Below are 24,459 nucleotides of genomic sequence, written 5' to 3' on the forward strand. Positions count from 1 at the left end.
ACCGCAGGCCCGGCCCGAGCGGACAAAAAATCTGCCCTATTCCACCGGGAAGGTCGAGGAAGCCTTTATCCGCCACCCCCTTGCGCCAGCGCGGCCATGTCCTGCCATGCTTGCAGGCGGGATGCGCTCCAGCCGGCGGTATCCGGGCTTTGTCCCGGATGAGCGGTGGTCCATGCCTCATAGGCCTTGGCAATGCCTGCCGCCTCGTCGACCGGAGGAAGCGATTCGACCCAATCCAAGGTTCCGTCCAGATCCCGGGGGGCGCGCAGGCCCGCCAAGGCGATGTATCCGCTTGCCGCTTCCGGCAGTTCGCGCAACCACCGTGCGGCCTCTTGCGGGGACTCGGCAGCCCAGCGAAGCGTGATGGTCGCGAGTTGTTTTTCCCGCGCCTCGCCGTCGAGCTTGGAGAGCAAGGAATTGGCCTGCGTGCTTCGCTCGGGGAAGTCGAGCTCCTTCCACCCGGCAAGCACTTGGGCCGGATCAGGTGCCAGAGTGTGGGCGTAGGAAGAATCAGCGAAGTCATCGGGATCGATCCTGCGCCAATGCTCGAGCAAGGCCTTGGTCGCGAGTTGGCTATCGCTCAGATCCTTCGCCTTCAGATTCCCGGGATCGGGCAACGCGGATAGGGCGTCGCGGATCTGGTCCGCGCTTTCAAAGCTCTCGGCGTAGCGGGGATAGAGTCCGTAGAACCCCCCGCCACGCTTCGCAATAAGGTCGTAGGCGAGGTAGGGGTCGATCTCGACCAGATGGTTGACCGCTTGGACGACAAAAAACATGTCGATGACGGGCATGGCGCTCTTCTGCGCAGCACCGGCCACCTGATGCCGCTCCATGTAACCGAGGTGCGGGCTGGCCAGGCACCAGCGGTGGAACCCATGCCCATCTTGCCAAGCCCAAGCCGCGATGATCTCGTGGTAGGCTTCGTTCCAATCGCGCTTCTCACGCAAGTGCGTCCATGCCCAGTTCATCGCCGCTTCCCCATCGCTGGAGGCCCAGCGGATCAGGAGTGTCTTGAAGGCCGGAAGCGCGGCGGCCCGCTCGTGGTTGAGAAAGGACTCCAAGACTGCCGGAATGTCCTTCACGGGGATCCGGGACAATTCCAAGGCTGCCCGGAGACGGGAGGGGTCATCCTCTGCTGCCTCAAGGGCCTTGACTCCGGAGACCACATTCTCCTGCGACCACGAGTCTTCGCGTGGCTTCTGCTCAATCTCGGGAACCTGGCTGTCGGTCGACGGCGGTCCACCGTGAAATAGATCCCATACAAGGAAGGTGACAGCGCAGCCGGTGAGGAAGATGGCGAGCGAGCGAGAGGAGGATTTCATGGTGCCTCCCGGAGGATAAGGTGGAACTCTGCGGCGAGATCGGAGAGGAGGTGGGACTGCGAGGGATAGGCGAGGGCAGCTTGGCGATTCACCACGAGCATCCGACGGAAGGCGGCGCGGGCCAGTTGCTGGCGCAGTGCCGGATCCGAGATGCCGGACGCGATGTCGACGGCTCTTTCCGGATCTCCGGCAGCGCGGGCTCCATCTGCAAGCATCTCATCGAGTCCCGGATGATCCCGATGTCGTTCCAGCCAAACCGCCAGATCTCCTCGGGAGAGGGCGGGGATGATCGACGAAGCGACTGATTCAACAGCTTCGGTCTCCGTTAGACCTGCCGCAAGGCCTGCTTGGATGACTTCCGCCTCCCGCAGCAGAGCACTCGGCTGGGCTTCCTCATCGATGTAGCTGGAGCCGGAGATTCCTTCGATGCGGACATGGGCACTGGGAACGGAGAGCTGCCGGGCCATGGCATGAAAGCGATCCGATGGGGACAGGGCGCCCATGAGATCGGAGAAGGTATGAGGTGCCTCCTTGGCCAAGGTGATGAGGAATCCATCGAGGGCCGGGGTGCGGACTTGTTCTTGGGAGACGCCCTGAATGGCTTTGAAAACCTCCACCTGCTCCTGAAGCGGTGCTCCCACCGGGGCCCGCCAGTAGAGATCCCCGGAGAAAACCCTCAGTGCGGTTATTCGGCTCTCATCGCTTGGCAGGGACTTGAGATAGGCCAGCATTCCTTCCGATCCGCGGTTGCGCAGGTGATCGTGCGCAAGCGACATCGTGATCGAATCTCTCAGGGACCACTTGCTGTAAAGATCTCCCATCGTTTTCGAGGGAACATACTGGAGTGACTCGTGATCCCAGTATCGACCGAGCCATTCGGCCATTGAGGCAGGATCGCTTGCAGACCAGTCGCCCAGCAAGGTGCCCCGGATGTTCTCGCCGAGGGAGATGTCGATATGCTTGGTGATGGTATCCCCCAGGATCGCGAAGGTGACTGCTGCTTCCCGGTCGGCTTCGGCCCAGCGGTGGATAAGGATAGGGTAGGCGGTGGTCTTCTCGGACGCGCTCAACTCCCTATTCCCGAGGACCACGAACTCCGGTATCTGTTCATTGGAGACGCGGCTCAAGATGGCCTTGAGGCGCAGGCTACCCAACTCGTGCCGCGGGCCGCTGCTGCTCCGCTTGATCTCCGCGATCACCGCTTCCAGAGAGCCGGTGGCAGGTAGGGAGGCAAAGCTATCGAAGCGACTGCTCTTGGCTTCCGCGACGGGGCGGTCGGATCTATTAGGGGGTCCATTGGGGATAGGCTTGTCCCCGAGAATCGCCTGAGTGGACCCGATCAGCAGCGAACTCAGCGCAACCCCTGAAAGGAAGGGCTTGAGCAAGGACAGCAAGGCTGTCCCTCCTGCGAGAGGCAGACCCTTGAGGGCCTGAGAGGTCACTTGGGAGATCAGAGCTTCCGGTACCACGGAGCGGCCCATCCCGCTCATGGTGGTGCCGAGAGAAGCTCCGCCTACGGCGATGCCGCGGCGCTTGAGAAGAGCGGCCAGCTTCTCAAGTGCACGCTCGATCCGCTTGCGTGCGGCGTCCTCGCTGATGCCGAGTCGGCTACCGACCGTGCGCAGGTCGCGCTCTTCGAAATAACGGTGAAGCAGGATCTCGCGATCGCCGGTCGGGAGATCGAGAAGCGCCTCGTCCACCTCTGAGGCGACCGACTCGCGGAGTTCTGGAATCTGGTGATCGGTCATGGCTTGGATGGAAACGAGCTCTCTCCTGCGCCGACGTTTCTCCGCCCGCATATGGTTGGCGGCGCGGCGGCAGGTCTGACGGTGCAGCCAGACCGGGAGGGGGGCGGAGTGCAGCGTGTCGGCCTTCCGTGCCAGCAAGGAAAAGACCTCCTGCATCACGTCCTCCGCTCCGGCGCGATCTCCGTTCAGCCGGCGTAGCGCGGTCGCGTAGACCAGAGGAGAGTGGAGCCTCACCAGATCGCGGAATGCCGCCTCCGAGCGGTTGCCCACGAAGAGCCGCAGGAGTTCCAGGGAATCGTCTGCCATTATGTGAGGTAAAGCACCGCCGGAAGCCCGGACCGGACGGCTTTTCTAATGTTTTTTCGGCGGTGCCGTGAGTTCTTGCCCACAATGGCGAAGTATGGAGGATGATAGGGGATTGCCGATGCGAAAGTTTCTTCCGCTCATCACCATTGCTGCCGTTCTCGCCGGCTTACTACCCATCGCCGGGTGGGTCGCCGGGAGTTTCTGGTTCGCCGATCTCTTCAATCACTTCCAAGTCCAGTATGCTTGGTTCCTGGCGCTCTGCCTGCTGCCGCTGCTGATCGCGAAGCAGTGGAAGTCTGCGGCGCTGGCGGGAGCTCTTTTGCTCGTGCCGCTGGTGCAGCTGGCACCTTGGTTTGTGGGAGCTACGGAGATAGCGGGCGGCACCGGGTCCATCCGGCTGTGTTCTTTCAATGTGTTGGCATCGAATGGCCGCTTTGCAGACACGATCGCTTGGGTGAGGGAGAGCTCTCCGGACGCCGTCTTCTTCACCGAGGTGAATGACAATTGGTCGGATGAGCTCAAGGCGCTGGAGGACGAGTATCCGCACTGGATCAATGAAGGGCCGGACTTCGCGTTCTTCTCGAAGCTACCGATCCTGTCGAGATCCGCGGACAGGGTGAGTTCCCACAGCTATCCGATCCTGCGGGTGAGGCTGGAGACGGCGGGTGGTCCGGTCACCTACATCGCCGGACATCCCTTGCCGCCGGTTACGGAGCACTGGGCGCGCTCCATGGACATCTTCATGGCGGAGACGGCGAAGTATGTGGAAGCCGAGCCGGGAAGGGTGGTGGTCGCAGGGGATTTCAATTCGAGCCGCTGGAGCTTCAAGTCGCAGCCCTTGGTAAAAGCAGGATTAATCGAGGCGGCCAAAGGCAGGTCGCCGGGCCCGACCTGGAAGCGGTTGAACCCGATCTTCGGAATCCCGATCGATCGCATGCTCTATCGGGGTGCGGGATTCGGCTGCCGTAGTTTCGAGATCGGACCGGATCTCGGCTCGGATCACAGGCCGGTGACGGGGGTGTTTATTTGGTGACAGAGTCATGAAGTGGCGAAGCTTTCTCCTGCCAAAACCGAAGGCGCTCGTCCTGCGCCTGGCGGTGCTCGGGAGCCTTTTGCCTATCCTCGGATGGTGCGGTGGCAGTTACTGGCTGCTCGATCTCTTCAATCACTTTCAGTGGCAGTATGCCGGTCTGTTAGGAATCGCAGTGATCGCGCTGCTGCTCATGAGACAATGGCGGTTTGCTGCAGTGGCCGGGATTCTATTGTGCATCCCACTCCTTCGCATTCACTTGGGAACCCGCAGCGTTCCGCAGAAGCCTTCACCGGGGTCACCCATGAAGTTCACCTGCTTCAACGTGCTAACCGCTAACCAAGGTTATGAAGACGTGGTGCGATGGATCCGCGAAACAGATCCGGATGTAATCTTTCTGCCGGAGGTGGATGAAGTCTGGGCAGGAAAACTCAGGCCCTTGTTAGAGTCCCATCCCCATGCCGTGGAGCACCCGGTGGAAGGGAACTTCGGCTTCGCATGCTACTCCAAGCTGCCGATCTTGCAGCGGGAGATCATTCCCTGCGGGGCGATGGAGCTGCCGCTCTTGAAGATCCGGGTGCAGGGAGAGAGCGGTTCTTTTGTCTTCCTCGGGGCGCATCCGGTGCCGCCGGCCAACGAGTTCTGGGCCGGAGAGCGGGACGAGTTCCTCCGGATCATTGCGGCCGAGATGAATGAAGAGAAGGGCCTGGTGATCGTCGCGGGTGATCTGAATGCGACGCCGTGGAGCTACGGGGTGAAGCCGCTTCGTGATGCCGGATTGAGAGGCTGGGAGGCAGTGCCGACTTGGTCGCGGAGCAATCCTCTGCTCGCCGTGCCGATCGATCATCTGCTCTACCGTGCCGGTAATGCGGGGCCGATCGAGGATCAGGGTTTCATTGTAGGGCCGGACTTGGGTTCGGACCATCGTCCGGTGACCCGGATGATCGCGTGGTAACCCAGATGAGAGCTAAGACACGTGCAAACCCGACGCTACGATCCGGGCGAGAGTTTCCACGAAGAACTCGTGCTCACACTTCAGGACCCGGGCTGCCAAAGACTCGACAGTATCATCCGGTAGAACGGGAACTTCCGTTTGCGCGATGATCCGGCCTTGGTCGTATTCGTTGTTTACCAGGTGGATGGTCACCCCGGTTGTCTTCTCTCCTGCTTCGAGGACCGCGCGATGGACATGCTGGCCGAACATGCCGTGACCGCCGAACTTGGGCAGCAGGGAGGGGTGGATGTTCAGGATGCGGTCCTCGTAGGCCGCCAAGACCTCCGGGCCGATCATCTTCATGTATCCGGCGAGGATGATCAGGTCGACGCCGTGTTCTTCCAAGCTGGCGAGCATGGCACGATCCAGTTCGGCCGGATCGGGATGGGTGACCGAATTCAAAACCGTGAAGGGCATGCCCTCGCTCTGCGCTCGTGCGGTAGCCTGTGAGTTACGATTGTTCGAGATCAGCAGGGCAGGGCGAGCACTCAGGGCACCGCTCTTCGTGGCGTCGATGATGGCCTGCATGTTCGAGCCGCCGTGGGATGCGAGGAAACCGAGATTCATGGAGAAGCTGGCGGGACTGTGAGGGCTGTGCGGTGAGCGAGAAAGAAAAACCCCGCCGCCCTTGCGGACGACGGGGTCTGGTAGAATCGGAATCCGAAGCAGCTTACTTCTTCTTCGCCTCTTCGCGCTCCTTGGCGGCCTTGATGACCTCGTCGGAGACGTTCTTCGGGCAAGGAGCGTAGTGGCTGAACTCCATGGAGAACTGGCCACGACCGGAGGTCATGGTGCGCAGGTCACCGATGTAGCCGAACATGGCGGAGAGCGGGGCCTCGGCCTTGACGCGAACGCCACCCGGGGTCGGCTCCTGGCCTTGGATCATGCCCCGGCGACGGTTGAGGTCGCCGATCACGTCACCCACTTTTTCCTCCGGCGCGAACACATCGAGCTTCATCATCGGCTCGAGGATCTGCGGGGCGCACTTCGGCATGGTCTGGCGGTAGGCCGCCTTGGCCGCGATTTCGAAGGCGATGTTGCTGGAGTCCACGGCGTGGAAACCACCTTCGTTGAGCGTGACCTTGAAGTCCAAGCAGGGGTAACCGGCCAGAGGTCCCTTGTCGACGGAGGTCTTGAAGCCCTTGTCGACGGCGGGGATGAACTCCTTCGGGATGCTGCCGCCGACCACCTTCGATTCGAAGATGAAGCCGGAGCCGGGTTCGCCGGGCTCGATGGTGTAGTCGATCTTCGCGTACTGACCGGAACCACCGGACTGCTTCTTGTGGGTGTAGCTGTCTGTCACCGGCTTGGTGATGGTTTCGCGGTAGGCCACCTGCGGGGCGCCGACGGTCACCTCCACCTTGTGGGTGCGCTTGAGGATGTCGATCTTGATGTCGAGGTGAAGCTCGCCCATGCCCTTGAGGATCATCTCATTGGTCTCCTCGTCGGTTTCGACGCGGAAGGACGGGTCTTCCTGCACCATCTTGCCGATGGCGGTGGCAAGCTTCTCGGCGTTGGCCTTGTCCTTCGGCGCCACGGCGATCGAGATCACGGGCTCGGGGAACACCATCGGCTCCAGCGTGGCCGGGTTCTTCTCGTCGCAGAGCGTGTGACCGGTCTGCACGTTCTTGAGACCCACGATCGCCACGATGTCTCCCGCCTGGGCGGAATCCACTTCGTTGCGGTCATCAGCGTGCATTTCCACCATGCGGCTGACGCGCTCGGTCTTGCCGGTGAAGGAGTTCAGGATCGTGTCACCCTTCTTGACCGTGCCCGAGTAGATACGGGTGAAGGTCAGGGCTCCGAACTTGTCGTCCATGATCTTGAAGGCCAGCGCGCGGAGCGGTTTGGTCGGGTCGCTCACGGCGAATTCGCCGGTCTCGTTGCCTTCGGCGTCCACTTCCGGGAGCGGGGCCACTTCCGGCGGGGAAGGCAGGAAGTCCACCACGGCGTCGAGCACGAGCTGCAGGCCCTTGTTCTTGAACGAGGAACCGCAGTAGGTCGGGAAGAACGCCATGCTGATCGCGCCCTTGCGGATGCACTTCTTGACGTCCTCGATGGAGGGCTCGTTGCCTTCCAGATAAGCTTCCATCAGAGCATCGTCCTGTTCGACGGCGGTTTCGATGAGGGCGGCACGGAATTCCTCGACCTTGTCCACCATGTCGGCGGGCACGTCTTCGATCTTGAAGTTTTCCGGCTGGCCGGAGTCATCCCAGATGTGCGCCTTGCGGGTGAGGAGATCGACCACGCCGACGAACTCGGACTCGGTGCCGATCGGCAGGACCATCACCAGCGGATGCGCGCCGAGAATGCGCTTCACCTGGCCGATCACGCGGTAGAAGTCCGCGCCGATACGGTCGAGCTTGTTGACGTAGATGACGCGGGAGACCTTCGAGTCGTTCGCGTAGCGCCAGTTCGTTTCGGATTGGGGCTCCACGCCGCCGGATCCGCAGAACACGCCGATGCCGCCGTCGAGGACCTTCAGCGAGCGATAGACTTCGATCGTGAAGTCCACGTGCCCCGGGGTGTCGATGACGTTGAATTGGTGACCCTTCCAGAAACAGGTGGTGGCGGCCGATTGGATCGTGATGCCGCGCTCGGCTTCCTGCTCCATGAAGTCCATGGTGGAAGCACCGTCGTGAACCTCACCGATCTTGTGGATCTTGCCGGTCAGCTTCAGAATCCGCTCGGTGGTCGTGGTCTTGCCCGCATCCACGTGAGCGAAAATGCCAATGTTGCGGTATTTGGTGAGGTCCTTCATGCTCGTAGGTGTAATGCGTTGGGCACCGGCGGGATGCGCCGGGGCGCTTTCCATATTCGCCTTGCAGCAAATGGCAACCCCGGACTCGCGGATTTTCTGCCAAAAGCGGTAGGTTGTGGCTTTCAGGTCCCGCCTAAATGACGCCGGATCCAGGCAGGATTTCTCCGACAGTCCACAATTGCGTGAACTTGGATCCTGTCTCCCGTCATCTTGTAGTAGATGGCAAACGGGAAACGCTTTGATAGCGAACGATGTAAATCCCTGTGAACCCGTCGGTGAATGCCCGCGTGAAGCCGGAGCGAATCGATATCCGAAAACAGGCTATCCAGAAAGTAGTCGCCGAGTCCCGACTCTTGCTGCTCGTAGAAACGATAGCCCTCGAGCAGGTCGTTCCTTGCGAGATCGAGGAGCTGGATGCTCATGAAATAGAACCGCGGATTTGCTGCTTGGCTGTACTCCAATCGATAAACTCGGCCCGGCCCTCGCGAATTGCTTCCTCGCGCTCATCAAGCAAATCCTTGTGCCACTGCGGCACCTGCAGTTCGGCCTCCTCGGGAACAATTCCGTCCCAGAGGGCTTCCATGAGACGGAGCTTCTCGTGGAGCGGTAGTTGCCGGATTTCTGCCAGCTCAATCATGGGCTACCGATAGCCTGATTCCGGCCCGCGAGCAATATGAAGGTGGCACGCCGGATTGCTTGCTGGACGCCGCCGGAATCCGCCCGATGCTCCGGCGCGTGGCCGAAGTGATTCTGGATGTGGACGCCGTGGTGAAGAAATTCGACGACTTCACGGCGGTGGACGGCGTGTCGTTCAAGGTGAACGCCGGGGAGACCGTGGGGCTGCTGGGCGTGAACGGTGCTGGGAAAACGACGCTCATGAACATGATCCTAGGCCTGACCACGCCGAGCGGCGGCGCGATCCGGGCCTTCGGGATGGATCTGCAGAAGCACCGGCTCGAGATCCTGCAGCGGGCGAACTTCTGTACCACCTACGCGACTCTCCCGGGAAACCTGAAGGTCCGGAACAATCTGGAAATTTTCGCCCGGCTCTACTCGGTCCCGAAGCCCAAGCAGAAGGTGGCGGAACTGCTGGAGCTCCTTGAGATCACGAAACTCGCGGAGAAATCCACCGGCCAGCTCAGCGCGGGGGAGTCCACCCGGGTCAATCTGGCCAAGGCGCTTCTCAACGACCCGGACCTGCTCCTGCTCGACGAGCCGACCGCTTCGCTCGATCCGGATATCGCCGACAAGGTCCGGAAACTGGTCCGTCATGTTCAGCGTGAGAGACATCCGGCGATTCTCTACACCTCCCACAATATGCGGGACATTGAGGAAGTCTGCGACCGGGTGCTCTTCCTTCACGCCGGGAAGATCCTGGCGGCAGGGACCCCGGAGGAGATCACCAAGCACTTCGAGGAAGACGATTTGGAGGACGTGTTCATCAAGATCGCCCGTTCCGGCGACGCGGTCTGAGGGGACTAGGGTGCTTCGACGCGCAGCCGGGCGAAAAGGGAAGCGGCAGCGTTTTTGGGAATCGTGACTTGCACGGTCTTGCCATCGGCATCGGCAGGGAGCGTGACGATCGAGACACCGAGGACGCCATCTCGGGCGGTGGTCCATGGGGTGGAGAGGCTCGTGCTATACTCGACAAGCGGCTCAAGGTAGGCGGCTGCATCCGCAAGCTTGAATGAGAAGACGACGTGGTCGTCCGCTTCGAGGAGGGTCGGAAGGTCCGTTGCCGACGGCTGGCCGTTCACCGAACCGAAGATGAATTCAAGCCCATTGGGGATCCCGTCCTGATCGGGATCGGCGGAGAAGCCGGCGTCCGCCCCTTCGAGCTGCGAACCGGCGGCCCACGAACTGAAGCCATCGGCGGAAGTATAGCGGAGCAAGAGGTCATTCCCCGAGGCCTCGAGAGACCAAATACCGCTGAAGCTGAAACCGCTGGTGGAGATTGACCAATTGTCGGCGGCAAGGCCGCTGACAGGGACGGTGCCGCTTGCGAGAACAAAGGACTTGGATGAACCGTTGAAGTTCGTCAGCCCGGAGGCATTCAAGTTCACGGTGAACTTCGCGGCCGGGGTCGCCGTCAGCGCGAGAGAGGAAACCGCGAGCGTGTCGTGGCCGCTACCCGGAGTGCCGGTCCAATCGGCGAGTTGGAAATCGAGGGATGAGGCCGGGCCCATCGTGAGCCCGGCGGAAATCGTGAGGGTCCCGGTACCATCGCCGGGGGCAAGGGTGCCGGAGACGTTTACCGGCCGGCTCACGGTGCCCGTTCCGGAGAGCCTTGCCGCATTTGCAACGGTGAGTGGGTTGGTGGAGCTCGCGACGGATCCATTTACCGCGAGGGTGCCGGCACCGATGGTGATGGCTCCCGTGTGGGTGTTGGATGCGGCCAGTGCGAGCGTTCCGGTGCCGAGTTTCGTGAATGCCGCGGTACCGGCGACGGGCGCGCTGGTCGTGATCGTATGGTCCGCCGTGTCGAGCACCGTGGTAGTGCTGAGGGTGAGGGGATGCGTGAAGCCCATGCCCGAGGTGAAGCTCAGCTTCGAGCCGATGTTCGCATCGATGACGAGCGGATTGGCCGGAGCGCCGAGCGAGGCGTTTGAATTGATCGTGAGGCTGCCCCGGTTGAGTTGGGTCTTGCCGGTGAAGGTGTTCACCCCGTTCAGGAGGAAGGTCGCGGCGGTGTCGCCGGAGAGAGAGGTATTCAGGTAGAGCGTGGTATTGGCACTGCCGCCGGAAATCACGCCATTGAGCGCGAGCTCTCGGCCGCTCCCGCCTGCCATCAGCACGGTCCGGTTCGTGGCGCTCGTATCCGCGGGCAGGATGATCGGGTTTGCCAGCGTGGTGCTGCCGGTTAGAGGAGTGGTATTGAGGAAACCAAGGCTCGCGGTGGCGGCGACATGGAGCGTGCCGTTACCCAGCCCCGCGGCATTCCCGAGGGTGATGCTGCCCTCCGTGAGGCTGGTTCCTCCCGTGCCGCTTCCCGCCCCGTCCAGTCGCAGGGCGGCGCTGCCCCGCTTCACCATCTGGCCGGTGTAGGTCAGGGGACCGGCGATGGTATCGGCTGTGCCTTGGGTGTCGATCACCGTCTGGGAGGCAATCGTGAGCGCCCGCCCGGAGCCGAGTGTTAGGGGACCCTCCAGGACTAGGCCCGAGTTGGCGAGATTGCCGGTCACGTCCAGGAAGAGATCGTTGGCCGGGTTTCCGAGCACACCATCCGCGGTCACCACCAAGCCGCCGCGGTTGATGCGAATGCGGGAGCTGGTGAAGCTATTGGAGGCACTCGTCAGCCGGATCTTTCCTTGGTCGCTACTCGGGGAATCGTTGTCGATCAGGATCTCATGGCTGCTGCCGCCGCCGGAGATCACGCCGCCCAAGGTGACGGTGAGGTTTGTTTCATCGGTGAGGAGCCGGGTCGTGACGGCGGTGGAAGGCGCGGGCAGCTGGATGTCGTTCGGAAGAGTGCCGCTCCCGGCTGAAGGTGGGAAATACAGCGCCGTCATGTTGGTGCTCCCGATGCTCACCGGGCCGCCGCCGAGGGCTCCGACGTTCCCGATGTGGATGGCTCCCGCGGACTGGCTGTCCGGACCGCTACCGATGCTAGTCGCGGTGAAGGCGTTTGCAGACGACAGCGTAAGGCTTCCGGAGCCGCTTTTCGCGAGCGTGCCACCGATCGGGCCGCCACCAAATCCATAGGAGCCGCTGCTTACGATGGATGCCGCGGGTATCACTCCCGCGGCATCCACGGTCACGGTCTCACCCGCGCCGGCGAAGAGTGCGTCGTTGCCATGAGTGAAGGTGGTGCCGGAACTCCAGTTCGCATCGACAGTGTTCCAGTTGTTGTTGGCATGGGAATCGTCCCATACCCGCTGCCCCGGATTCGGGACGGTGACCGATTTCTTCAAGGTCGCCTCGTTCGTGCCGCCGAGCGCGAGTTCGTAGAGGTGAATGCCCGGCAGTGCCGAGGTATCGCTGAAGGTGCTTGTGCCGAGGGGCAGGGTGGCGATGACGGAGCCATCCCGCAGGAGTTCAAAACCGCTCAAGCCGGGGATCCCGGACGTAGGCAGCGACCAGGACAGATTCACCGCTCCCTCCCCGGGCACCGCATCGAGGGAAGCGCCGGTGACAAAGCCGTCTTCGGCGAAGTTCCATGCGGTGGGCAAGCCAAGCCCGAAGTAGCGCATGACCGTAGGCGGCACGGCGGCTTGGCCCGGAGTCGCGGTGCTGAGGCCTACGGGGATACCGTCTCCTGAAACGATGAAGGGGATGGTCCGTTCGCCATCGCTCTGGCCACCGTGAGAACCACCGGCGGTCCCGCCGTGGTCGGTGGTCAGGACGATCAGCCACTGCTCCGAGGCGCGCTCGGGCCGGGCGGCGATGGCGGCTTTGACCTCGCCGATCAAGCCATCCACCGTTTCGATCGCGTTCAAGTAGTTCGGAACCGTGGTGGAGAAGCCGTAGGAATGACCGGCACCATCCACTTGATCGAAATGGAGGAAAAGGACATCGGGATCGGCGTTGGAGAGATGGGCGAGGGCCTTGGTTTTCACATCCGCATCGCGAGCGGCGTAATTCGCGCCCGTCCCCTTGGTGTGGTAGTCGAGATAGGCTGGCTGTGCGGCCACCAAGTAGTCCTCGATCCAATTCCAGCTCGTGATCGAGCTCGAATAGGTACCGGGTGCCGCCTCTTCAAGGCGACGGGCAAAGTGGGGCGCTTGGTTCACGAGGTAGGAACCGGAAACACCGGGCTGATTGTAGGCGGGGGTGGAGTTGTCCACCACGTTGTGGAGATTGGTCCAAGTGCCGGTCAGAATGCTGGTCCAGCCCGGGCCGCTGATCGTGGGTTGCTGGGTAGGGGTGCCGAAACGGCCTCCTGCGACGCCGCTCCATGTCACCGTGCCCTCCGTGATCAGGCCTGCGATGTTCGGGGCGTGGCCGGTCTCGACTTGGAGCTTCAAGGCATCGGAACGAAGGCCGTCGATGCCGATCACGAGAGCCCGCTTTCCTCCGAAGGGATTGGCGCTACCCGGTCCGGCTTGGGCCGTGGCGATGAAGAGCAGAGGGACGCCAGCGAGGAGTGTGGAGGATCTCATGGTGTTCATTTCCTAGAGCCAGCTCCGGCATGCTGTTAATAGCTGAAATGCCGGTAGTCTTGGCATTTCGACAAGTCGGTGCTTCCTCGGGCAATCTCCCACGGAAGGGGGAGGGCAGAACTTGGGCTGGCATGGGTGGGCGGCGGTTCTAGAACTATCCTTCCATGTTCACTCGCCCGCTTCCGCCCCTGCATTTCCTGCTGATGGTGGCCGCCTGCGCCGTCGCGGCTCCGCTCCACGCCGAACTGGATCCTGCGTCGCTAACCCGCAAGGTGATCCTGAGCGGCTCCAAGCATGTCCGGGAGAAGGGCGAGATGCTGGACAAGAGCGCCTACAATTTCGATTCGCCGGATGCATGGCTTTTCTTGGAGGGGATTGCGCCCTCCAAGGTGATTTCTTCCTACATGGACCGGATCCTGGTGAACTACGAGCCAGCGGTGCCGGACGGGAATGTGCGTGTGACTGCCCACGAGTCCGGAACCGTCGTGATCCCGCATCGCCCTGACTACGCGGCGATGACCGTGTTCGAGAGCAAAGGGCTGAGCGGGTCATCCATGGCGCTGCAGTGCCACGTTCCCTACAACGATGCGAAGCTCGGCACGATGAAGGGAGCGATCAGTTCCTTTCGCCTGAAGCGCGGCTACATGGCGACCATCGCGGAGGAGGAGAACGGGACCGGGATCAGCCGGAACTACGTCGCGCAGGATCAGGACATCGAGGTGAAGGACTTGGGCAAGGATCTGGACGACAAGGTGAGGTTCATCCGGATTTTCCCATGGCGCTGGACCAGCAAGAAGGGCATTGCCGGTGGCATTCACCAGAAGCTCAAGCTCGGCTGGTACTACGATTGGAACATCAGCCAGAATTCCACGCCGGATCTGGAGTATGTCCCGATCAAGCAGAAGCGCCATTGGCCGGGCCTGAACCAGAACTGGAAAGCCCGCGGATCGACCCACCTGCTCGGCTACAATGAACCGGACCGCCCGGACCAAGCAAAGATGAGCCCGGATGAAGCAATCTCCGGCTGGCCGGAGTTGCTGGGCACCGGCCTGCGCCTGGGCTCGCCCGCGGTCTCGGATGGCGGATTGGGCTGGCTATACGAGTTCATGGGTAAGGCGGACGCCGCGAATCTGCGCGTCGATTTCGTGGCCATACACTACTACCGGGCAGTGGGAGACCCCGGTGACGGCAAGGCGGCAGCCGCCCAGTTCGAGAGCTTCCTCAAAGGCATTCACGAGCGGACCAAGCGTCCACTCTGGGTGACCGAGTGGAATAACGGCGCGAACTGGACCGGTGGTCGCGACCCGAACGAGAAGGAGCAGGCCGACGCGATCGAGGAGATGATCAAGATGCTCGACAAGGCCCCTTATGTGGAGCGCTACGCCCTCTACAATTGGGTGGAGGACGGCCGGATGCTACAACGTAACGACGGGTCGCTGACCCCGGCCGGGGAAATCTATCGCGATAAGGTTTCGCCTCTCGGCTACAAGCAGTCGAAACCCTGAGCCGATTTACTCCGCCGGCGCTTCCTCGATGGTGATCACGCTGCCCTCGTGATTGATCAGCGAGCCGGAACTGCGTTCGTAGGTGCTGTACTGCTCCGGAGTGAGGATCGGCTTGAGGGCTTGCAAGCGGGCCTGGCGACGAGCCTTGATCTGCGCGGGGTCGATGGTCACGCCCGCATTCCCGCCTTCCTCCTCTGTGGAGGCGATGGTAGCGAGTGCCTGATAGACCTGATCCTTCTGGGTGGGGCTCAGGGTGAGAGACTGCTGCAGGCGCGTCATCTCGCGACCGGTCGCAACCTCGATCCGATTCTCACGCTGCTCCTGGCGGAACTCGGTGAAGGCGTTCGCCTGCTCGGGTTTGAGCAGGCTGCTGATCTGATCTTCCAGCTCGGTCCTCTTCTTGACGGCTTCGCCGGGCGCCAGTGGCAATGTCGACTCCCCCGCGATGGCTTTGCTGACCATGTCGTCCTCCTCATCCCCGGCCTCCAGGAGGACTCTCACCTTCGCGGCTTGGGCTTCATCCAGATTCAAGCGCGTCTTCATCGCCGCGAGCCGCTCGTCGATCCGGCGCTGTTTGCGGGCGAGGAGCTCCTTGGTCATCGTCTCGCGGATCGCGGCCATTTCGGGGGAGTCCTCGTCATCCTCGTCGAGCACGATGGTCTCGTCGTCGTCCTCGGCCTTCGCTGTCCGTTCTGTCTTCGTTTTGCCCATCGTGCCCTTGGCATCCTCGTGGGCGGCCCGCACCGGCTTGCCAGTGCTGGTCTGCGCGGAGGGCGATTGCGCCACCGGATCCGCTTTCGGATAGGCCAGCCACATGGCCAAGGCTCCCGTGGCGGCTCCGGCGATGAATACGAGCGGCGTTTTCATGAGTTCACCGGACTATCGGCGCGGGTGCCCGCACTCGTCCAGCAAAGTGCGATGTGCCGGGGGCGCTGTTTCTTTTTGACGCCGCACGGATCCTCGCTGGATTCTCCCCGCACGCGGAGGGCTCACTCGCGCGCCTCCGCCATGTTCAAGCCATCCGTCATCCGCGCGCTGCTGACGCGCTACGTCCTGCTCTACGCGAAGAATCCGATGCGGACCTTCGAGCTCTTCTTCTGGCCGCTGGTCCAGTTGCTCGTCTGGGGCTTCCTGACGATGTATTTGCAGAAGCAGGGCGGGGGAGCTTTCCCCCAATACATCACCTTCCTCATCGCTTCGATCATCCTCTGGGATGCCCTTTTCCGCGCCCAGCAAGGCGTTTCGATTTCCTTCCTGGAAGACGTCTGGACCCGCAACCTGCTGAACATCTTCGCGGCACCGGTGAGGATGACCGACTACATCGCCGCGACCTTCGGCGTGGGGCTCCTGCGGGTGGGGATCACTGCTGTGATGCTGATCGTGGTGGCGGCCACTGCTTACTCTTTCAATCTATTCCAGCTCCACTTCGGCCTGATCGCCTACTACGCGAACCTGATGATCTTCGGCTGGGCGCTCGGGATCGTCTCGATCGCCCTGATCCTGCGCTGGGGGCACGGTGCGGAGTCCCTCGCGTGGGCGCTGCCTTTCATGGTGCAGCCCTTCTCCTGCGTCTTCTATCCGATGAGCGAGTTGCCGGGCTGGATGCAGGGCGTGGCCATGGCTCTGCCGCCGTCCCACGTGTTCGAGGGAATGCGCGCCTCGATCCTGGATGGCAGCTTCGACTTCCGGCAGTTCGGCATCGCCCTGGGGCTGAACGGTGTCTACCTCACCCTTGCCGGCTTGCTATTCTCGAAGGTGCTGCGCACCGCTCGGGATAAGGGCCTGCTGGTGAAAACATCGTCTTCCTAAGCCAGCGCCGCCGCGGCGATCTCAGCGCGCATCTTCTCGTCGGGCATCGCACCGCGTCCCGCCGCCATATTGTCGCGAAGGTGCCCGATCTTCGAGGTGGCCGGGATCGCACAGGTCATCGCAGGATGGGAGACCACCCATTTCAGGAGCAGTTGTGCCCAAGTCGTGCAACCGAGCTCGCCAGCCCAGTCCGGCAGCGGTTTCTTGGTGAGGCCCTTGATGAGTTCTCCACCCGCGAAGGGGCGGTTGGCGATCACCGCCACCCCCCGGTCCTTGGCGAGGGGTAAGAGGCGTTTTTCTGCATCCCGCTCCCCGACCGAGTAGTTGATCTGCACGAAGTCGAGCGTTTCGGATTCCAAGAGTTTCTCCACCGCCCCGTGCTGGCTGGCAGTGTAGTGGGTGATCCCCAGATAGCGGACCAAGCCGTCCTTTCTCCAATCGCGCAGGGTTTGAAGATGAGTCGCGACATCCTGAAGGTTGTGGACCTGCATCAGATCCAGAGGCTTGGCGACAAGCTTCTCCATCGAAGATTCCATCTGCTTGATGCCCTCCTGCTTCCCGGTGGTCCACACCTTGGTGGCGACGAACAGTTTGTCCCATAGGCGGAATTTCCGGATCATCGCACCGGCCACTTCCTCGGAGCGACCGTACATCGGGGACGAATCGAGCAGCTTTCCTCCCCGGGAGGCAAACTCTTGCAAAATGATCTCCAAGGGTGCGGCTTCCTTCGGCCCGACATCGAAGGTCTGCCAAGTGCCCATCCCGATCACCGGGAGTTTCTCGCCGCTGGATGGGATCGCGCGGGTATTCATCTGCGGGGAAGCATCGTCCGCCGCGATCGCGGGCATGCTGGTAGCGCCTGCGGCCAAGACTCGGATGCTGTCTCGTCGGGTCATAAGGGGGAAAGCTGGCATGTTCCGGTCCGCTTGTCGAATGGCCCTTGGCGAAATTCCGTATCCGGGAATTTGGGGCTTGGCACTTGGGGTCTGGAGCTTCCCATTCCCCGCATGGCGAAGGTGCTGGTGGGACTCTCCGGCGGAGTGGATAGCTCCGCTGCGGCGGCCCTATTGATTGAACAGGGCCACGAGGTGGCGGGAGCCTTCATGAAGAACTGGATCAACGCTGAGGGCCTGCCCGGCGACTGCCCGTGGGAGACGGATCTCGAGGATGCGCTGGCCGTCGCGCGGAAACTTGGGATCGAGTTCCGGGTGGTCGACCTGATCGACCAATACAAGGAGCGCATCGTCGATTACCTCGTGGAAGGATACCGCCAAGGCATCACGCCGAATCCGGACGTGTGGTGCAACCGCGAGATGAAGTTTGGTGTCTTCCTGGACTACGCGCTGGAGCAGGGCTTCGAAGCCGTGGCCACGGGACATTATGCGCGGAAAAGGACTCTCTCCGACGGACATGCGGCGATTCTCCGCGGTGCCGATCCAAACAAGGATCAGAGCTACTTCCTCGCGCTAATGACCGCCTTCCAAGCGGATCATGCGATGTTTCCGGCGGGCGAGTTGCTCAAGCCGGAAGTTCGGGAGGTGGCGAAGCGCTTCGACCTGCCGACGGCGGCCAAGAAGGACAGTCAAGGGATCTGCTTCATCGGGGATATCAAGATGAGCGATTTCATCAGCCACTACATTCCCGATAATCCGGGTGAGATCGTGGACCTGAGTGGCCGGGTGATGGGAACTCACCGCGGGCTGCATCTCTACACCCTCGGCCAGCGCAAGGGCCATGGTGTGGCTTCCCCGCGTGAAGGCATGGCCTACGTGGTCGTCGGAAAGGATCTGGAGAAGAACCGTTTGGTGGTCGGTTGGGACGAGAGCGAGACGCCCGGGCTCTATGCCAGCGAGTGCATCATCGGGAATGTCTCGACACCCGGAGTCCACTTCGACGCACCGCGGCGCTTGGAAGCGCAACCTCGCTACCGGGCCAAGGCGGAACGGGCTGAGATCACACCGCTGGAAGAAGGGAAACTGCACCTGCGCTTCCGGACACCGCAGCGCGCGGTGGCCGTCGGTCAGATCTGCGCCTTTTACGATGGCGGTCGCCTGCTCGGTGGCGGAGTCTTCGAGTCGGTCGAAGCCTAGCCATCAGTACAAGAGAAACCGCTGTGCCGTCCTAGGCTTTGTGAGCCACGTTCCAGTTGCTCAACAAGTGGGAGTGCCGGTTCTGTTAAGCCGTCCTAAAAAGGCATGGCTGTAGTTACGAACTCGGTTTTTTCTCCCCGTTTTAATACATCGGTCCGGGCACGCTGCCTTAGCGGACGCACACAGCAGTCGGGGGAGATTGTATGCCTGCAGCCGTTGCTGGCAATGCATTTCAGAGCGACCAATGGTAATTTGATCCCGCAGAATCAGCGGTCCTTTCTTGCTTTTCTGGAAAGCCGCCAGTGGCAAGGACTTGGGTGCGGAGGAAGTGCCTAGAAGGTAAGTTGCAAAACCCCGAAGCGCTCCTTGGAAATCTTGCCGAGCCAGTGCTTGAGGGTTTCATGCGTCTCGCGCAGGAGCACCGCATGCTCCTTCGGTGACTGAGCACCATGCTGGTCGGCGAAGCTCTCCAAGGCCTTGCCGTCGGGAGGATTGGATTCCAAGAAGCCTGCCACACGCTCGGCCATCCGGCCGGGGATGGCGTAGTAGTTGGCGTCGATCGCCGCCGCGGCGAAGTCGGTTTGGATCGGCTCCGCGCCTTCGAGGAAGGTGAAGAGGTAGTCGATCATGATGAACCCGGAGTAGGGGAATTCGATCCGCTCTTCCGCAGCTTCGTCGAGATACTCCCAGAGAAAGCGCTCGCCGGTCACGACTTCCTTGGTTCGGAAAAACCCCCGCTTGTAGGTGATCGTCTTCTCGTTCCGCTTCGCTTCCTCAAACTCGTTCCGGGCGGATTCCCGCATGAGATAGAAAGTAGCGATGCTGGACATGGCTGGACGATTTCCGTGACAGGCCGGGGTAGCCGCACCGTGCCGACGCCTCCCACGTAGTGCGATCATCAGATCGGAACGGCGTTTCCGGGGGAGAAAGACGGTCGAGGTGCCGGAGGCAACCGGCCTTTTCAACGCTTTCATCATGGCCTTCCGCGTCCCCCCTGCGTCAAGCCGAGATAGCAGAATCGCGACGATGATCTAACATTGTGTAAAGGAATTGTAAGAAATTCGGACCTTTCATCCTGAATCTCTGCAGCTCTCCGTGAGCAAGGCAGCGCCTTGACGATAGCGGCTCCGGTCTGTTGCCTTCTCCCTGCGGAGTGACCGCCACCGCGGATGAACACGGATCAAGAAAGCATCGGGCGGCAGGTTTCTGCCCCGAAGCTCATCGCCCTTACTCTTTCGGGTAGCATCTTGATCGGTGTGGCTTGTGCCGGATTTCTCTGGAGCCTTGAAGCCGTGACCAAGCTGCGTTTCGGGCATCCGTGGTTGCTCTTCCTCCTACCCTTGGCCGGGGTGGCAGTGGCATGGCTTTACCAGCGCCATGGCGGGGAATCGGAAGGCGGGAACAATCTGATACTCGACCGGATCCACGACCCGGGCGGTGGTGTTCCTCGGCGGATGGCACCCTTGGTGTTGTTCGGCACTCTGGCCACCCATCTCTGCGGCGGTTCTGCCGGGAGGGAGGGCACGGCAGTCCAGATGGGAGGCAGTATTGCGAGCGCGGTTGGGCGGCATTGCCGGCTCACACCGGTACAGCTCCAAGCTCTCCTGATGACCGGGGTGGCGGCGGGGTTCGGCGCGGTCTTCGGGACGCCTTTGGCCGGAGCGGTGTTCGCGGTGGAAGTAGCGGTAGTCGGACGCCCGAAGCTTCATGCACTTCCGCTTTGCCTGCTGGCATCCTATGTGGCGGATTGGTCGTGTAGTGTGGTCGGTGCGGGGCATACTCACTACCACATCCGGGAAGTGGTGGCAGGTACGGGTTCGACCGCCGGACTGATCTTGTTAGGGAAGCTGCTCTTGGCCTCGCTGGCCTTCGGACTGATGAGCCGGATCTTCTCGCACGCGTGCCATGCGCTCTCCGCTGCCTTCAAGCGGTGGATCTCCCTGCCGCTGCTGCGGCCCGCAGTCGGCGGCTTGCTGGTCATCGGTTTGTTTTTTGCAACCGGCACCGCGGACTATCTGGGGCTGGGCGTGTGGTCGCCCGATCCGGGTGCCGTGTCCCTGATGTCTTTCTTCAACTCAGGGGAAATTCATCCTTGGAGTTGGTGGTGGAAGTTTGTCTTCACCGCCGTGACCGTGAGTTCGGGCTTCAAGGGGGGCGAGGTCACGCCGCTCTTCTTCATCGGGGCAGCGTTGGGCAATGCCTTGGCGGGCGTGATGGGAGCTCCTCCCGGCTTCTTTTCCGCCATGGGCTTCGTCGCGGTCTTCGCGGGGGCGAGCAAAACCCCGCTGGCCTGCACCTTGATGGGTATCGAGCTGTTCGGGATGGAGCACGCGCTTCCTCTCGCGATGGCTTGCTTTGTGGCCTTCCTCTGCAGCGGCCAAGTCGGAATCTACCGCTCGCAGCGCTTCCATTCTCCGCGGATGAGTAGCGGGGCGCCGGATTAGGGCTTGCCTCCGACTCTTTTGTTAGGGTCAGGTGGAACTCCCTTCCTACATGAAATTCGTTATTCTCGCCTATATCCTCCAAGCGGTTATCGCAGCCATCGCGATCACCGACAAGGCCAAGGCCCCCGCCTTGTCGTTCACTGACATCGCTCGCGAAGCCCCGGCTTCGGTCTTGGATCCATCCCACTCCGGGAACTGGTTGATGCTCGGACTTTTCGGGGCACTCGGAATTTTCCGCAGCGTCCTGGAGTTTATGGGGAAGGGCGATCCGATGAAGGGCGCTTGGGGCGTGATCGCTGGGCTGGTCCTTCTGGCTGTTACCTTCATGGGTCCCGGGATCATCGGGCGCTGAAAAATTAGAGACGATCCCCTCAACACGAGAGGCGGGCCCAAACGGGACCGCCTCGCGATAAAGAACAAGATCTGGTCCGCTTCTCAGGGTGCGTCCGGAATCGAGTAGTAGAGCTGCTCGAGCGACATCACGCAGTAGGCGGTGACGAGCACGGGATTCGACTCCATCCAGCGACCGTTCGCGTTTGCCCACGAACCGTCCTCGCGTTGCTTCTTGAGGATGGCTCCGGCCAGATCCGTGCGCCAGTCGGCTTCCTTGCCGTCGGCAAGCTGCAGCTTGTCGATGCCGGCGGCGGAGAGCGCCTTCGACATGGTCTGGTAGTAGTAGTAGAGGCCCTCGGCACCCATGCCCGGATTCTCTTCCAGCGTGTAGTTCTTGCCGAGCCACTCCTTGACCGTCTTCACCCGCGGATCATCCGGGCCGAGCTTGGCGTAGATCAGCGAGAGCAGGCCCGCGTAGGAGATGGAACCGTAGGAGCGCAGGGCCACGCGGCCGTCCGGCAGCGTTTCCTCACCGGCCTTGGTTTCGCCGGGGCCGTAGATGAAGCCGCCCTTGTTCTTCTCGTCATCCGAGGCGTAGGGCTGGTCATTGGTTTCGGTGAGGTTCTGGCAACGGGACAGGAAGGTAACGGCGGCATCCCAGTCGAGATCCGGCTGGTTGCCGTGCTTGCCGTCTTCGATCACCTTGCGGGAAAGCGCGATTGCCTCGATGGCGAGGTAGGTGTTCGACATGTCCGAGCGGTCGTTCTTCGAGCCGTAGCCGATGCCGCCGTCGTTCTTGTTGTCGGTCTCCTTCTTTTGGCCGATGTCCCACTGCTGGTCGATCAGGTGCTTGCGACCTTTCACGATCATCGGCTCGTAGCGCTCCTTCTCGGCCCCGGTGAGCGCGGTCACGGCGGTGGCAGTGTTGTAAACGCTCAGGCCCTTGTTATAGATGCCGCCATCATCCTTCTGTTGGGCGATCAACCATTCAAAGCCCTTCGCAATGTGCGGCGGCAGGTCGGCCTTGCGATCCACGGCGGGGTCGCGGACGGCGGCGGTGAGCGCCAGCGCGGTGAAGGCGGGAAGTTCGGCATTGTCCCAGTGTCCGTCCTCCTTTTGCTGCTTGGCCAGCCAGGCATTTCCCCGGGCGATGGCGGCCTTCATCTCGACTTGGAGCGAGAGGTAGCGGTTCTTCGAGTCCTGCGCTTGGGCGAGGACCATGGTGGAGGCTAGTGCGACACAGATGGCGGTCTTCATGGTTTTTCGGCTGCTGCTGCTTTCTTGAAGGGAGAGATGATGACGCTGACTTTTGTTCCCTCGGGGGGAACGCGCTTCGGGAAGGGGAACCAGACTTCGTCCGATTTGTTGTCCTTGCCTGAATAGTTGATGAGCGAGGCGTTGGTGATGAAGATCGCGGCGATATCGCCCGTGGACTGGGCGAGGAAGCTCCCCGAGTAGAACATCGAACCACCGTAGACCCACGGGTCCGCAGGCATGGATTCACCGGTGGTGCCGTGCGAGATCCACTCGTGCAGTTTAGCCGTGCGGGTCTTGCCTTCTTCCTGCCATTCCACGGCGATATCGATGCGCGCAGCGTCCTTCACGTCCTGCGGAACCTGAGGGAAGCGGTTTGAAAGGCTGCCGTCTTCCTCAAAGGCGGCGTAGAACTCCGGCGAGGCCTTGTAGCGCAGGAGCTTGAAGGCCAGATTCAGTTCGGTGGCGGAGATGTTTGTGACCAGGAGCGCCTCATGCACTTTCCCGTTCTGGTGAACGATGGCGTATTCGAGGATCTCGCCGTCCCGCATGTTGACCGAGGCAGGAAAGCGGATCTCGCGGGTCTTGCGATTGAAGATGATCTCGCCGACTTGAAGTCGCTCGGCATCGAGTTCCTTCACCGCGGGCTCGGCCTCTTCGACTTTTTGGTCCGGGGTGGGGAGCGTCTTGGGCTCTACAGGCGCGCGTTCGGCCTCCGGCTCGGCATGGAGCAGGCCGACGGCGGCTAGAAAAAGGAGGAAACCTCGTCGCATGCGGTAGAGTCTCCCACCGGAAACGGACAGGTCCAGCGTTGTCTTAGGGATGATTTCCCGGAAGCAGCGATTTTCCGAACTCCGACCAGCACAGCCGCGTGATCTTGGTTTCCAACGCCATCGATGGACTCTCTCCCTCGCTCAACGGTAGCGGTGGCGTGAAGTCGCGGGTCGCGGCGAGCTGGGAAGTAATCAGCTTGTAGGCTCCCGAGAGAATCTCCCGCCGCAGTTGATCCGGCTCCGCGGGCAGAGGGAAATCCAAGAAGCCTGTGGAGGCCCCGCCCGGCTCCTCCGCCGTGAGCTGGAGCGAGATCACCGGAGCCTGCTGGCCCTTGCGCTCGGGGCGTTCCACCCGCGGTTCGAATTTCAAGAGCCCGGAGGAATGCCGGTTCAGCTCGTGGGCGCACTTGGTGAGCACTTCCTCCAAAGCATCGGCCGGGATGCTTGCGGGGACGGTCGCTTCGATTACCAGTGCCTTCGCGGCCAAGGGATCGATATTCCACGGTGCCACCACAGGCCGGAGGCGTTGGACTCCCGAAAGCGCGGCTTGGCGCTGGGCATCGTCCGGACGGCAGACGTCGAGCACCCGCTCCCATGCAAGCAGGGCGCGGGCATTCCCGCCCTGTTCTTCCAGGTGAACGGCAAGAATGATGAAAGCGCTAGGTCCTTCCGCCGCATGTTCGGCATAGGCATTCAAAGGGGCGGGGGAAGTCGGATCTCCGGGGTTAATTGCCGGAGCCGCACGAATCGGGCTCTCGATCGCAGCCTTTTCCTTATAGTCCCGGCCGATGGAGAAGAGACGGGATTTTTCCGCCTGGGAGGCCGTGATCCGAGCCCTTGCCCGGGCCAGCGTGGCCTCGCTCGGCGGCGTCAGGAAATCCATGTGCCGGGTGCCCTGCCACCACGGCAGAGCGATCGCCGCCGCGGAGAGGAGAATGACCACCGGAATCGGAACCCGTTTCACGGGGCGGAGCATTCGCGAATCCCTTGC

The 24,459-nt window shown here is 61.9% G+C and carries 21 protein-coding genes; 8 read left to right on the top strand and 13 right to left on the bottom strand.

All coding sequences use genetic code 11. The features are described from left to right. Positions 1–65: 65 nt before the first annotated feature. Together OJ996_RS10825 and OJ996_RS10830 are read right to left on the bottom strand one after the other, a co-directional pair. Complete coding sequence (locus OJ996_RS10825; RefSeq protein WP_264513578.1) at positions 66–1,322, bottom strand: hypothetical protein; 1,257 nt, start codon at positions 1,320–1,322, stop codon at positions 66–68. Then, positions 1,319–3,376 carry an RNA polymerase sigma factor gene (locus OJ996_RS10830; RefSeq protein ID WP_264513579.1) on the bottom strand — a complete coding sequence of 686 codons (2,058 nt, stop codon included), beginning with the start codon at positions 3,374–3,376 and terminating at the stop codon, positions 1,319–1,321. The genes OJ996_RS10825 and OJ996_RS10830 overlap by 4 nt, the downstream gene beginning before the upstream one ends. 118 nt (positions 3,377–3,494) lie before the next feature. Here OJ996_RS10830 and OJ996_RS10835 point away from each other — a divergent pair, with 118 nt between their 5' ends. Together OJ996_RS10835 and OJ996_RS10840 are read left to right on the top strand one after the other, a co-directional pair. After that, a complete protein-coding gene (locus OJ996_RS10835) occupies positions 3,495–4,409 on the top strand; it encodes an endonuclease/exonuclease/phosphatase family protein (protein WP_264513580.1) in 915 nt (304 codons plus the stop codon). A gap of 7 nt (positions 4,410–4,416) precedes the next feature. After that, the gene (locus tag OJ996_RS10840; protein ID WP_264513581.1) at positions 4,417–5,361 is read left to right on the top strand and encodes an endonuclease/exonuclease/phosphatase family protein; all 945 of its coding nucleotides are present in this window, start codon (positions 4,417–4,419) and stop codon (positions 5,359–5,361) included. Positions 5,362–5,373: 12 nt separating this feature from the next. On the opposite strand, the gene purN is transcribed toward OJ996_RS10840, so the two are convergent. The 4 genes from purN to OJ996_RS10860 all read right to left on the bottom strand — a co-directional run bounded on the left by purN (position 5,374) and on the right by OJ996_RS10860 (position 8,798). After that, entirely contained in the window at positions 5,374–5,967 is a 594-nt protein-coding gene (gene purN / locus OJ996_RS10845) for a phosphoribosylglycinamide formyltransferase (RefSeq protein ID WP_264513582.1), read from the bottom strand. Between the two features lie 103 nt (positions 5,968–6,070). Then, positions 6,071–8,161: an elongation factor G gene (fusA, locus tag OJ996_RS10850; protein WP_264513583.1), complete on the bottom strand. Its 2,091-nt coding sequence runs from the start codon at positions 8,159–8,161 to the stop codon at positions 6,071–6,073. A gap of 122 nt (positions 8,162–8,283) precedes the next feature. Next, complete coding sequence (locus OJ996_RS10855; protein ID WP_264513584.1) at positions 8,284–8,583, bottom strand: type II toxin-antitoxin system RelE/ParE family toxin; 300 nt, start codon at positions 8,581–8,583, stop codon at positions 8,284–8,286. After that, positions 8,580–8,798, bottom strand: a complete 219-nt coding sequence (locus tag OJ996_RS10860) for an addiction module protein (RefSeq protein WP_264513585.1) — start codon at positions 8,796–8,798, stop codon at positions 8,580–8,582. Before OJ996_RS10860 ends, OJ996_RS10855 begins: the two co-directional genes overlap by 4 nt. 98 nt (positions 8,799–8,896) lie before the next feature. On the opposite strand from OJ996_RS10860, the gene OJ996_RS10865 reads away from it, so the two are divergent. After that, complete coding sequence (locus OJ996_RS10865) at positions 8,897–9,634, top strand: ABC transporter ATP-binding protein (protein ID WP_264513586.1); 738 nt, start codon at positions 8,897–8,899, stop codon at positions 9,632–9,634. Positions 9,635–9,639: 5 nt separating this feature from the next. Here OJ996_RS10865 and OJ996_RS10870 read toward each other — a convergent pair whose 3' ends face one another. Then, a complete protein-coding gene (locus tag OJ996_RS10870) occupies positions 9,640–13,260 on the bottom strand; it encodes an alkaline phosphatase family protein (protein ID WP_264513587.1) in 3,621 nt (1,206 codons plus the stop codon). A 164-nt stretch (positions 13,261–13,424) separates the two neighbouring features. Here OJ996_RS10870 and OJ996_RS10875 point away from each other — a divergent pair, with 164 nt between their 5' ends. Then, a complete protein-coding gene (locus OJ996_RS10875; RefSeq protein ID WP_264513588.1) occupies positions 13,425–14,765 on the top strand; it encodes a glycosyl hydrolase in 1,341 nt (446 codons plus the stop codon). Positions 14,766–14,771: 6 nt separating this feature from the next. Here OJ996_RS10875 and OJ996_RS10880 read toward each other — a convergent pair whose 3' ends face one another. Beyond that, positions 14,772–15,632 carry a hypothetical protein gene (locus OJ996_RS10880; RefSeq protein ID WP_264513589.1) on the bottom strand — a complete coding sequence of 287 codons (861 nt, stop codon included), beginning with the start codon at positions 15,630–15,632 and terminating at the stop codon, positions 14,772–14,774. 141 nt (positions 15,633–15,773) lie between these two features. Here OJ996_RS10880 and OJ996_RS10885 point away from each other — a divergent pair, with 141 nt between their 5' ends. Beyond that, positions 15,774–16,574: an ABC transporter permease gene (locus OJ996_RS10885; RefSeq protein WP_264513590.1), complete on the top strand. Its 801-nt coding sequence runs from the start codon at positions 15,774–15,776 to the stop codon at positions 16,572–16,574. Here OJ996_RS10885 and OJ996_RS10890 read toward each other — a convergent pair. Continuing rightward, positions 16,571–17,470 carry an aldo/keto reductase gene (locus tag OJ996_RS10890; RefSeq protein ID WP_264513591.1) on the bottom strand — a complete coding sequence of 300 codons (900 nt, stop codon included), beginning with the start codon at positions 17,468–17,470 and terminating at the stop codon, positions 16,571–16,573. The genes OJ996_RS10885 and OJ996_RS10890 overlap by 4 nt on opposite strands. Before the next feature lie 111 nt (positions 17,471–17,581). Here OJ996_RS10890 and mnmA point away from each other — a divergent pair, with 111 nt between their 5' ends. Next, the gene (gene mnmA, locus OJ996_RS10895; protein WP_264513592.1) at positions 17,582–18,664 is read left to right on the top strand and encodes a tRNA 2-thiouridine(34) synthase MnmA; all 1,083 of its coding nucleotides are present in this window, start codon (positions 17,582–17,584) and stop codon (positions 18,662–18,664) included. Between the two features lie 332 nt (positions 18,665–18,996). Here the strand turns inward: mnmA and OJ996_RS10900 are convergent, their stop codons facing one another. Further along, complete coding sequence (locus tag OJ996_RS10900) at positions 18,997–19,494, bottom strand: hypothetical protein (RefSeq protein ID WP_264513593.1); 498 nt, start codon at positions 19,492–19,494, stop codon at positions 18,997–18,999. Between the two features lie 339 nt (positions 19,495–19,833). Between OJ996_RS10900 and OJ996_RS10905 the strand changes: the two genes are divergently transcribed. Both OJ996_RS10905 and OJ996_RS10910 read left to right on the top strand, forming a co-directional pair. Then, a complete protein-coding gene (locus OJ996_RS10905) occupies positions 19,834–21,108 on the top strand; it encodes a chloride channel protein (protein ID WP_264513594.1) in 1,275 nt (424 codons plus the stop codon). Between the two features lie 49 nt (positions 21,109–21,157). Beyond that, positions 21,158–21,460, top strand: a complete 303-nt coding sequence (locus tag OJ996_RS10910; RefSeq protein WP_264513595.1) for a hypothetical protein — start codon at positions 21,158–21,160, stop codon at positions 21,458–21,460. Positions 21,461–21,543: 83 nt separating this feature from the next. On the opposite strand, the gene OJ996_RS10915 is transcribed toward OJ996_RS10910, so the two are convergent. Genes OJ996_RS10915 through OJ996_RS10925 form a run of 3 tightly spaced genes read right to left on the bottom strand, consistent with a single transcriptional unit; the run spans position 21,544 to position 24,432 of the window. Continuing rightward, positions 21,544–22,698 carry a prenyltransferase/squalene oxidase repeat-containing protein gene (locus tag OJ996_RS10915; RefSeq protein WP_264513596.1) on the bottom strand — a complete coding sequence of 385 codons (1,155 nt, stop codon included), beginning with the start codon at positions 22,696–22,698 and terminating at the stop codon, positions 21,544–21,546. Next, complete coding sequence (locus OJ996_RS10920; RefSeq protein WP_264513597.1) at positions 22,695–23,468, bottom strand: YdjY domain-containing protein; 774 nt, start codon at positions 23,466–23,468, stop codon at positions 22,695–22,697. Before OJ996_RS10920 ends, OJ996_RS10915 begins: the two co-directional genes overlap by 4 nt. A 43-nt stretch (positions 23,469–23,511) precedes the next feature. After that, complete coding sequence (locus OJ996_RS10925; RefSeq protein WP_264513598.1) at positions 23,512–24,432, bottom strand: hypothetical protein; 921 nt, start codon at positions 24,430–24,432, stop codon at positions 23,512–23,514. Positions 24,433–24,459 lie beyond the last annotated feature (27 nt).

It is taken from the genome of Luteolibacter rhizosphaerae, from assembly GCF_025950095.1.
Taxonomy (GTDB): domain Bacteria; phylum Verrucomicrobiota; class Verrucomicrobiia; order Verrucomicrobiales; family Akkermansiaceae; genus Haloferula; species Haloferula rhizosphaerae.